Source organism: Polaromonas sp. AER18D-145 (assembly GCF_002379095.1).
Taxonomy (GTDB): Bacteria; Pseudomonadota; Gammaproteobacteria; order Burkholderiales; family Burkholderiaceae_C; genus Polaromonas.
In genome coordinates this window covers 34028-43535 of sequence record NZ_NBZV01000041.1, presented here as the reverse complement: position 1 = coordinate 43535, position 9508 = coordinate 34028, and the positions used below count along the sequence as shown (strand labels likewise).

Sequence of the window (9508 nt, the reverse complement as noted above, 5' to 3'; positions counted from 1 at the left end):
TTGAGTACGTGAATTTGGTATCGTTCTTCTCGGGTCAAGTGTTTGTAGGTCATGGTGCTTCGTTGAGACTGGCTGGTCACAAAGAGCCCATCCTATTGACTCTTGGCCCACCCTATTTCTGAACGTTGCACTTCGTACTTGAATCCGCCTATTCAAAACATGAAACCACTCCTGCCCTTGCTTCACTTGTCATCCCGGGTCAGGCCCGGGATGACAAGCGGGGGAGGTATCGCGGTCAGCGCGCCTTACGCAATGGCTTACCGCCGGGCTTGCCCGAGCCGTTGTCGCGCGGCGGCAGGCCGGTGTGCTGGGTCAGGAGGCGGCCCTTGACGGGCGTCACGGGTTTCAGCGCCACGGTGGTTGAGTTCTTCTTGCGTGCACTCACGTAGCCGCCGTCGGTCAGGGGCTGGAAGGTCGGGATCAGGTGGTGCTTGCCGTTGCCGATCAGGTCGGCGCGGCCCATGGCTTTCAGTGCCTCGCGCAGCAGCGGCCAGTTGTTGGCGTCGTGGTAGCGCAAAAAGGCCTTGTGCAGGCGTCGCCGTTTGTCGCCGCGCACGATGTCCACCGTCTCGCTGTCGCGCGTGATCTTGCGCAGCGGGTTCTTGTTGGTGTGGTACATCGTCGTCGCGGTGGCCATGGGCGACGGGTAAAAGGTCTGCACCTGGTCGGCGCGGAAACCGTTTTTCTTCAGCCAGATCGCCAGGTTCATCATGTCTTCGTCGCTGGTGCCGGGGTGGGCGGCGATGAAGTAGGGAATCAGGAACTGCTTCTTGCCGGCTTCGAGGCTGTACTTCTCGAACATCTGCTTGAACTTGTCGTAGCTGCCGATGCCGGGCTTCATCATCTTGGTCAGCGGGCCCTGCTCGGTGTGCTCGGGCGCAATCTTCAAATAGCCGCCAACGTGGTGCGTGACCAGCTCCTTGACGTACTCGGGCGACTGCACGGCCAGGTCGTAACGCAGGCCGGAGCTGATGAGGATTTTCTTCACGCCCTTGAGCGCCCGCGCGCGGCGGTACATCTTGATCAGCGGGTTGTGGTCGGTGTTGAGGTTCTGGCAGATGCCCGGGTAAACGCAGCTCGGCTTGCGGCAGGCCGATTCGATCTCGGGTGACTTGCAGCCAATGCGGTACATGTTGGCGGTCGGCCCGCCCAGGTCGGAAATGGCGCCGGTGAACCCCTTGACGGTGTCGCGAATGGCCTCGATCTCGCGAATCACCGAGTCTTCCGAGCGGCTCTGGATGATGCGGCCTTCGTGCTCGGTGATGGAGCAGAAGGTGCAGCCGCCGAAGCAGCCGCGCATGATGTTCACGCTGAAGCGGATCATCTCCCAGGCCGGGATCTTGGTCGCGCCGTCGTGGCTGCCGTTGTCGTCTTGGTAGGCCGGGTGCGGGGCACGTGCGTAGGGCAGGTCGAAGACGTAGTCCATCTCGGCCGTGGTCAGCGGAATTGGCGGCGGCGTGATCCACACGTCGCGGGCGGTCGCGCCCTCGCCGTGCGCCTGCACCAGCGCGCGTGCGTTGCCGGGGTTGGTTTCCAGGTGCAGCACGCGGTTGGCGTGGGCGTAGAGCACGGCGTCGCTTTTGACCTGCTCGTAAGACGGCAGGCGGATCACCGAGCGGTCGCGCGGCGGCACCTTGATCTTGCCCTGCATGTGGGGCAAAGCGGGGTTGGGGACGAAGGTCAGTGGTTTGATGGCGGGGTTGGCTTTGCTTCCCTCCCCTTTTGTTCCCTCTCCTCTTGGGAGAGGGTTAGGGTGAGGGTTCCCCGCGTTTGTCTTTGCTGAAGACCGGGCATTGGCCACGGCCAGCAGCGGCTTCGCCGCGCCCTCACCCCTGCCCTCTCCCGGTGGGAGAGGGAGTGACACCTTGGCCTCTGCCTCGGCCTGCGCAGCCACTTCTACAGCTTCATCCTCGCGCGCGCAACTGGCGCCCTGCTCTTTCGCCTGCTCCGAAATCATCAGGTAGGGATTGACATGCGCCTCGACCCGACCCGGCGCATCAACGCTGGTGGAGTCGATCTCGAACCAGCCCTGCGCGGTTTCGTCGCCCGTGCGGCGGATGAAGGCCGTGCCGCGGATGTCGGTCATGGTTGCGACCGGCTCCTTGGCGGCGATGCGGTGGGCAATTTCGACAATCGCGCGTTCGGCGTTGCCGTACAGCAGCAGGTCGCACTTGGCGTCCACCACGATGGAGCGGCGCACCTTGTCGGACCAGTAGTCGTAATGGGCAATGCGGCGCAGCGAGCCTTCGATGCCGCCCAGGATGATGGGCACGTCCTTGTAGGCTTCGCGGCAGCGCTGCGAATAGACGATGGCGGCGCGGTCAGGCCGCTTGCCGCCGATGTCGCCGGGCGTGTAGGCGTCGTCGCTGCGGATCTTGCGGTCCGCTGTGTAGCGGTTGATCATCGAGTCCATGTTGCCGGCGGTCACGCCGAAAAACAGGTTTGGCTTGCCCAGGGCCTTGAACGGGTCGGCGCTTTGCCAGTCCGGCTGCGCGATGATGCCGACGCGAAAGCCCTGGGCTTCGAGCATGCGGCCGATGACGGCCATGCCGAAGCTCGGGTGGTCCACATAGGCGTCGCCAGTGACGATGATGATGTCGCAGCTGTCCCAGCCCAACTGGTCCATTTCGGCCCGGCTCATGGGCAAAAATTTTGACGTGCCGAAGCGGCTGGCCCAGTACTTCCGGTAGCTGGTCAGTGGTTTGGCGGCGCGCGCGAAAAAGGAGACGTCGATGGGGGCGTTCATGGAGGCTTTGAAGGGCAACCTTTAATTTTAAGGTTTTAAGCCTGCTTGTGCTCCTTACATGGGTACTTCGTGCCTCGAATCAACCCGAAACAGCCCGATTCGGCCTCAAAACGACTGTTTCAGGCCCGGGCGTGGGCGATCAGGCGGTCCAGCATACGGCCCAGTTGTTGCTGCTGCTTCGCCGACAGGCAGCCAAAAATCTCGTCATTGCGCCGCGCAATCAGTGCCATCACGCGGCTCCAGAGGGCCCTGCCCGGGCCGGTCAGCGTCAGCACCACGCCGCGGCCGTCGGAGGTGCTGGCCGCCTTGCGCACCAGGCCGCGGTCCACCAGCGACTGCGCCGCGCGGCTGGCCTGGCCCTTGTTCAGGTTGGCCTTGGCGGCCAGTTCCATCACCGAAAGCGGCGCAAAGTTGCCGATGGCCGCCAGGCAGCGCGCCTCGCCGACAGGCAGGCCGAACTCGTCGGCATAGGCGTCGCTGCTGAACTTGTCGGTCAGCTTGTTGACCAGGTGCAGCCGGTAGCTCAGGAACTCGTCCAGCCGCGGGGTGCCAGGGGGATTACGCGGCATCACCGGCCTCGGCGGCGCACTGTTTCTTCGCGTTGGCGATCAGGGGCAAGACCTGGTCGGCACGTTCGAAGCGGCTCATCAGCGACAGGCTCAGCATGGCCAGCAAGAGCGGCGCCCTGGCCTCGCCCACCTGCGCAAGGGCTTCGCACAGGGCGGAATAACTCCGGTCAAGATCGGCATCGGTCATACGGCGAATCCTTTCTGTTCGAGGGCGGCCAGCAACGGCGCCGGGTCCAGGCCGCGCCAGCGGCCCATCACATAACCGTCGGGGCGTACCAGCACCAGGGCCTCGGCGCTCGCCTCTAGCAGGCCGTAACGCTGGCGCGCCTGGCCCAGGGTGTCGGCCTCAGGTTCTACCTCCAGCACCGCCACGCCGTGGTCGGGCAGGTCCCGCAGCGCATCGGGCATGGCGCCGTCGGCGAACACCAGGCACAGCATGTCGCGGCCAAAACATTGCGTCAGGTGCAGCGGGCCGTGCGGGCCGGCCAGCAGGGCCTCGGGCGCGGGCGCACCTGGCGCGGCCAGATCATTAGCCCACGCACCGGCTTGCGGCACGTTGAGCGGTGAATCGACATAGGTGATGGGCGAGGACTGGCGCGGGTTGATCAGCGAGCGCACCTTGTCGTCGCTGAGCGCGAGCCGCAAGGTGGCCTCACGCATCAGCTTGAAGGCAAAGTTGGGCGGCGCCATGAACTCGGTGCTTTTGGCGCCGTAGGCGATGTTTTCACGCGCGGCGTGCACCCGCTCGGTGGAATATGAATCGAGCAGGTTTTCAGCCGCCCTGCCCTCGATCACGGCGGCCAGCTTCCACGCCAGGTTGCCGGCATCGTCCAGCCCGGAATTAAGACCGCGCACGCCGAAGATGGGCACCAGGTGCGCGGCGTCACCAGCAAACAACACGCGGCCGTGGCGGTAGCTGTCCAGGCTCAGGCATTTGGCGTTGTAGATCGAGATCCACAGCGGTTCCCACGGCTCGTCCTCGCCGATCATGCGCAAATGGCTTAACACGCGCGGCAAGACGTTTTCGGGCTTGACCGCCTCGACCGGGTCTTCGTCGTCACGGATCTGGTAATCGATGCGCCAGACATCGTCGGGCTGGCGGTGCATCAGGATGGTGGAGCCGGGGTTGGACGGCGGGTCGAACCAGGCCAGGCGCTCGACCGCCCTTTTTGTTTTTTGCACGATGTCGACGATCACGTATTTGCCGTCGTACTGCGTGCCCTGCAACTGCAGGCCGAGCTGCTCGCGCACGGTGCTGCGCCCGCCGTCGCAGGCGACCACCCAGTCGGCGCGAACCTTGTGTATTCCCGAGGGGCTTTGGACTTCGACCTCGGCGCCATCGTCAAGCGGTCGCAGCGCCGTCACGCGGCTGGACCAGCGCACGTCCATGGCTGCGGTGCCGGCGCGGTGCGCAAACTCCTCCACATAAAACTGCTGGATGTTGACCATGGGCGCAAAGCGCTGGGTCGGCTCGCTGGGCATCCGGAAATGCAGCACCTCGGCGTCGCGCCAGTAGCTGCGCCCGCCGACCCAGGACAGGCCCTTGTCCACCAGCGGCTTGTCGGCGCCGACCCAGCCGAGGATTTCCTGCGAGCGGCGCGACATGCAGATGGCGCGGCTGCCACTGCAATAAGCCTCATCGGCTTCCACCACCAGGCAGTCGATGCCGTAGCGCGAGAGCAAAGCGGCCAGGGTGAGACCGACCGGTCCGCCGCCGGCAATCAGCACCGGAATACGGTCCGGGAAGGAGGATTCAAGGGTAGTCATGGGCAGGCGCCAGGTTGGTTGCGGACACAACTATAAGGCGAACTGGTTGCAGGCGCAACCAGATTGGGAAAGCAGACCCGCCCTTGCCCGCCACGGTGCCTGCCCCGCCCTTGGCTATGATGGTTTTCATCAACCCACCGGAGACAAGACATGCCCGAATTCAGCACCCTGCGCATCGACAAGGACGCCGCCCACCCGCGCATCGCGCGCCTGCTGCTCAACCGTCCGGAACGGCTCAACGCCATCAATGACGCCATGCCGCGCGAGATCCGGGCCGCCATCGACTGGGCGGCGGCCGAGGATGAGGTCCACGTGATCATTGTCGAAGGCGCGGGCAAGGGGTTTTGTGGCGGTTACGACCTCAATCACTTCGGCGAAGGCAACATCGACCACCCCTGCCAGCAGGAGCAGTTCCCCTGGGACCCGATGGTTGACTACGCCTACATGAAACGCAACACCGAAGACTTCATGAGCCTGTGGCGCAGTCCGAAACCGACGATTGCGAAGGTCCACGGTTACGCCGCCGCCGGTGGCAGCGACATTGCCCTGTGCTGCGACTTGCTGGTGATGGCCGACGATGCCCGCATCGGCTACATGCCGACCCGCGTCTGGGGCTGCCCCACCACCGCGATGTGGACCTATCGCCTGGGCGCCACCCGCGCCAAGCAGCTGATGTTCACCGGCGACACCATCGACGGAAAAAAGGCCGCCGACTGGGGCCTGGCCAACGAGAGTGTGCCGTCCGATCAGCTGGAAGCGGCCACCCTGAAACTCGCGCAGCGCATCGCCGGGGTGCCGCGCTCGCATCTGGCCATGCACAAGATGGTGGTCAACCAGGTGATGCTGACCATGGGGCTGGAGCAGACGCAGATGATGGCCACCGTGTTTGACGGCATCACGCGCCACAACCCCGAGGGCATGTGGTTTCGCCGTTATGCCCAGGCCGAAGGCTTCAAGGCCGCCGTGCAGTGGCGTGACAGCGGCGAGCCGATTCCCGAAGGCGACGAGGCGCGAAACGCCATTCGTGACCTGTCGTCGCGACCGCCTCAGGCCTGAGCCGGACTCACCTGGCCCGGCTCGCGCACCGGCTGGACGGGCTCGGCGGGCGGCAAGTCGATCACCTCGGGCGGTGGCTCCGGTGAGGGCGGCATCACCGGCGGCGGACTGCCGGGAGGCACATGGGCCTTCCAGGAACGAGGCGTGGCATGAAGGATCATGACCGTTGGTGGCGCCTGCGGCGGCTGACCAGCGTCCGCAACAGCGCGGCGCCCAGGGCGCCCGCCGCCAGGGCGAGCAGCGCGGACTGCCCCGGCTTGCGCGCCACCTGGTCGGCCAGCGAATCTCGGTAGCGCGTCAGCACACCCGGTGCTGCCGCGTCATGGCCGACGGCGGCCAGAAGAAGCCCGTCCGAAGCGGGGTTGCTCAGCACCGCCTGTTCGGCCGATTGCAGCACGTCCTCGGTCAGCGGCCGCGATGGCGCGGGTGGCAATGCGTTCTCTTCTTCAATGCGGGGCGTGATCATCAGGACGCTTTCTCCGGGTCAGTACCGGTTCAGTAAAAAATGGCGGGCCCACACCGGGCCGCGTGCTTTTCTCGCAGTCCTGAAACCTTAAAAGGATTGGCCGGCCCGTCATGCGGGAAAGCCCACTGTCGCCCTGTAGGAGGAAGTCTCGGCGCGGCCGCGCCTGCGGCGGGGCCCGGCACAACGTTTGTGCGGCCCACGCGGCGGTCAGGCAGTGCGACGCATTGAAGTAAGACAGGTCTTACAAGGGCTCGCGACTGGCCTTACAGCCACTGGCGCCTGGCAACTACGGCCCCCAGCCGCCCCGGCTTGTAAGGTGGGAACTGCTCTTCCCCGCAGTGTTTCCCGCAGTGTGTTTCTTCCACCGCCCCCTTCCCATGAGGACATCCGATGGCACTCGCAGCATCCTCCCCCACCGACGCCCCCGGCACAGAGGGCACGCGCCAGCGGCACGCCCCTTTCGGACCTGCGGCCTGGCTGGTGGCCGCCTTGGTCGGACTGGGCGCCCTGCTGGCCATCTTGCCCGAAGGCACGGCCGAGTCGCTGCAAACCGTCATTGCCTGGCTGATGGTCGCCATGGTGGCGACCCTGGCCGTGATCCTTGTCGCCAAGGGGCTGGAGCGCCTGCTCGACTGCGAGTCCAGTTAGAGCCCCTGCAGCCGCCACGGCCGCCTGTCCGGTCGGCACCTTCCTCACTTTTTGAACCGTTTTCAAGGAACCCAGATGACGCAACCCAAGCGCAGTACAGCCAGTGCCCCCAAGCTTTCCAACGGGGTCTCCGAAAAGCAAAAACAGCTTCAGGCTTTTACTGCCGACGCCGCCAGCACGCTGACGACCAACCAGGGTCTGCACATTCCGGACAACCACAATTCGCTCAAGGCCGGCGTCCGCGGTCCGACGCTGATGGAGGACTTCATCCTCCGCGAAAAAATCACCCACTTCGACCATGAGCGCATTCCCGAGCGCGTTGTGCATGCACGCGGCTCCGCGGCGCACGGGGTTTTCAAGCTCTACAAGCCAATGACGCAGTTCACCAGCGCCGGCTTTTTGCAGAATCCCGAACTGGAGACCCCGGTGTTCGTGCGTTTCTCCACCGTCGCCGGATCGCGGGGGTCGGCCGACACGGTGCGCGACGTGCGCGGTTTTGCCGTCAAGTTCTACACCGACGAAGGCAACTACGACCTGGTGGGCAACAACATCCCGGTCTTCTTCGTCCAGGACGCAATCAAGTTCCCCGACCTCGTCCATGCCCTCAAGCCCGAGCCCCACAACGAGATGCCGCAGGCCGCGAGCGCGCACGACACCTTCTGGGACTTTGTCTCGCTGATGCCCGAATCGACCCACATGCTGATGTGGGCGATGTCGGACCGCGCCATTCCGCGCAGCTACCGCATGATGGAAGGTTTTGGCGTGCACACCTTCCGTTTCATCAATGCGCACGGCGACGCGCATTTTGTGAAATTCCACTGGAAGCCCAAACTCGGCGTGCACGGCCTGGCCTGGGACGAAGCCCAGAAAATCGCAGGAAAAGACGCGGACTACCACCGCCGGGACCTCTGGGAAGCCATCGACAGGGGCGACTTTCCGGAGTGGGAACTCGGCGTCCAGATCATCGAGGAAGGCCAGGAAGACAAGCTCGGCTTTGACATCCTGGACCCGACCAAGCTGATCCCCGAATCGGTCGTTCCGGTGCAGCTCATCGGCAAGATGGTGCTCAACCGCAATCCGGACAACTTCTTTGCCGAGACCGAACAGGTGGCGTTTCACCCCGGCCATCTGGTGCCGGGCATCGACCTCACCGACGACCCGCTGTTGCAAGGGCGCCTGTTTTCCTACACGGACACCCAGCTGTCACGCCTGGGCGGGGCGAATTTTCACGAGATCCCGATCAACAAGGCGGTCTGCCCTTTCCACAATTTCCAGCGCGACGGCATGCACCGGCAAGCCATCAGCAAGGGTCGGGTCGCTTACGAGCCCAACACCCTGGCGACAGGCGCGGAATTTCGCGTCGATGGCGGCGCGCAGGGCTTTCACACCCACCCGCAGGCGCTGGAATCCCCGAAAATCCGCCGGCGCAGCCCTTCGTTCGACGACCATTTTTCCCATGCCACGCTGTTCTGGAACAGCCAGAGCCCGGCCGAAAAAGACCACATCGTGGCCGCCTTCCGGTTTGAACTGTCCAAGGTCGAGGTGCCCGACATCCGCCAGCGCATGGTCGACAACCTGGCCCATGTGGATGCCAAGCTGGCCGCCCGAGTGGCGGCGCCGCTGGGCATCAACGCCCCCGATGCCAAGGCCGCAGCCGGGCGGCTGGGCTTTCGTGACTACCGGATCGCGCAGACCGTCGATGAAGATGCGGCCTTGAGCATGGCCGGCCGGCCGGCCGCCGACAACATCCGGACACGCAAGGTCGCCATTCTGGTCGCCGACGGCGTGGACCTGCTGAGCTTCAAGCGCCTGCAACAGGAACTGCTGGACGCCGGCGCCCAGTGCAAGGTTGTCGCCCCCCAGCTCGGTCCGGTCACCACTTCGTCAGGCAAGCAGCTTCCCGCGAACCACACGTTTTCCAACACCTCGTCCATCATGTTTGATGCGGTCGTGATACCGGGCGGCGCAGCCAGTGCCGCCACGCTGGCACAGCTGGGCGACGCCGTCCATTTCGTGCTGGAGGCCTACAAACATTGCAAGACCGTCTGCGCCCTCAACGAAGGAGCGCAGTTGCTCGGCACGCTGGGCTTTGCGCTCGATACCAAGGATGGCGCGCTGATGGAACCCACCGCGGGCATCCTGCTGGGCGACTCGCGCAAGGCGGCCGACGGCCAGGTTGCGCAGGCCTTGATAGCAGCGATGGCCCGCCACCGCCATTGGGACCGGCTCAATGTGGACGCCGTCCCTGCCTGAAGC

At 64.8% G+C, this 9508-nt stretch carries 8 protein-coding genes and 1 pseudogene; 3 read left to right on the top strand and 6 right to left on the bottom strand.

Going from position 1 to position 9508, the window contains the following annotated elements:
* Nucleotides 1-235 precede the first annotated feature (235 nt).
* The 4 genes from B7G52_RS17960 to B7G52_RS17945 all read right to left on the bottom strand — a co-directional run bounded on the left by B7G52_RS17960 (nt 236) and on the right by B7G52_RS17945 (nt 5082).
* Entirely contained in the window at nt 236-2746 is a 2511-nt protein-coding gene (locus B7G52_RS17960; RefSeq protein WP_096698896.1) for a YgiQ family radical SAM protein, read from the bottom strand.
* A gap of 119 nt (nt 2747-2865) precedes the next feature.
* Complete coding sequence (locus tag B7G52_RS17955) at nt 2866-3315, bottom strand: MarR family winged helix-turn-helix transcriptional regulator (RefSeq protein ID WP_096698895.1); 450 nt, start codon at nt 3313-3315, stop codon at nt 2866-2868.
* Nucleotides 3305-3502, bottom strand: a complete 198-nt coding sequence (locus tag B7G52_RS17950; protein ID WP_096698894.1) for a hypothetical protein — start codon at nt 3500-3502, stop codon at nt 3305-3307. Before B7G52_RS17950 ends, B7G52_RS17955 begins: the two co-directional genes overlap by 11 nt.
* Nucleotides 3499-5082 (bottom strand): FAD-dependent monooxygenase, encoded by a 1584-nt coding sequence (locus tag B7G52_RS17945; protein WP_096698893.1) that lies wholly within the window; start codon nt 5080-5082, stop codon nt 3499-3501. The genes B7G52_RS17950 and B7G52_RS17945 overlap by 4 nt, the downstream gene beginning before the upstream one ends.
* A gap of 147 nt (nt 5083-5229) precedes the next feature.
* On the opposite strand from B7G52_RS17945, the pseudogene B7G52_RS17940 reads away from it, so the two are divergent.
* Nucleotides 5230-6138 (top strand): annotated as a pseudogene (locus B7G52_RS17940) (crotonase/enoyl-CoA hydratase family protein); the annotation flags it as partial.
* Here the strand turns inward: B7G52_RS17940 and B7G52_RS23675 are convergent.
* The gene (locus tag B7G52_RS23675; RefSeq protein WP_170954798.1) at nt 6129-6299 is read right to left on the bottom strand and encodes a hypothetical protein; all 171 of its coding nucleotides are present in this window, start codon (nt 6297-6299) and stop codon (nt 6129-6131) included. The pseudogene B7G52_RS17940 and the gene B7G52_RS23675 overlap by 10 nt on opposite strands.
* A complete protein-coding gene (locus B7G52_RS17935) occupies nt 6296-6604 on the bottom strand; it encodes a hypothetical protein (RefSeq protein ID WP_096698891.1) in 309 nt (102 codons plus the stop codon). The genes B7G52_RS23675 and B7G52_RS17935 overlap by 4 nt, the downstream gene beginning before the upstream one ends.
* Before the next feature lie 390 nt (nt 6605-6994).
* Here B7G52_RS17935 and B7G52_RS17930 point away from each other — a divergent pair, with 390 nt between their 5' ends.
* Nucleotides 6995-7252, top strand: a complete 258-nt coding sequence (locus tag B7G52_RS17930) for a hypothetical protein (RefSeq protein WP_096698890.1) — start codon at nt 6995-6997, stop codon at nt 7250-7252.
* 75 nt (nt 7253-7327) lie between these two features.
* Nucleotides 7328-9505, top strand: a complete 2178-nt coding sequence (locus tag B7G52_RS17925; protein WP_096698889.1) for a catalase — start codon at nt 7328-7330, stop codon at nt 9503-9505.
* Nucleotides 9506-9508 lie beyond the last annotated feature (3 nt).

Excerpts from the sequence above, each read along its gene's own strand:
- B7G52_RS17950 (WP_096698894.1), bottom strand. The coding sequence starts at position 3,502 with ATGACCGATGCCGATCTTGACCGGAGTTATTCCGCCCTGTGCGAAGCC.
- B7G52_RS23675 (WP_170954798.1), bottom strand. The coding sequence starts at position 6,299 with ATGATCCTTCATGCCACGCCTCGTTCCTGGAAGGCCCATGTGCCTCCC.
- B7G52_RS17955 (WP_096698895.1), bottom strand. The coding sequence starts at position 3,315 with ATGCCGCGTAATCCCCCTGGCACCCCGCGGCTGGACGAGTTCCTGAGC.
- B7G52_RS17935 (WP_096698891.1), bottom strand. The coding sequence starts at position 6,604 with ATGATCACGCCCCGCATTGAAGAAGAGAACGCATTGCCACCCGCGCCA.
- B7G52_RS17960 (WP_096698896.1), bottom strand. The coding sequence starts at position 2,746 with ATGAACGCCCCCATCGACGTCTCCTTTTTCGCGCGCGCCGCCAAACCA.
- B7G52_RS17925 (WP_096698889.1), top strand. The coding sequence starts at position 7,328 with ATGACGCAACCCAAGCGCAGTACAGCCAGTGCCCCCAAGCTTTCCAAC.
- B7G52_RS17945 (WP_096698893.1), bottom strand. The coding sequence starts at position 5,082 with ATGACTACCCTTGAATCCTCCTTCCCGGACCGTATTCCGGTGCTGATT.
- B7G52_RS17930 (WP_096698890.1), top strand. The coding sequence starts at position 6,995 with ATGGCACTCGCAGCATCCTCCCCCACCGACGCCCCCGGCACAGAGGGC.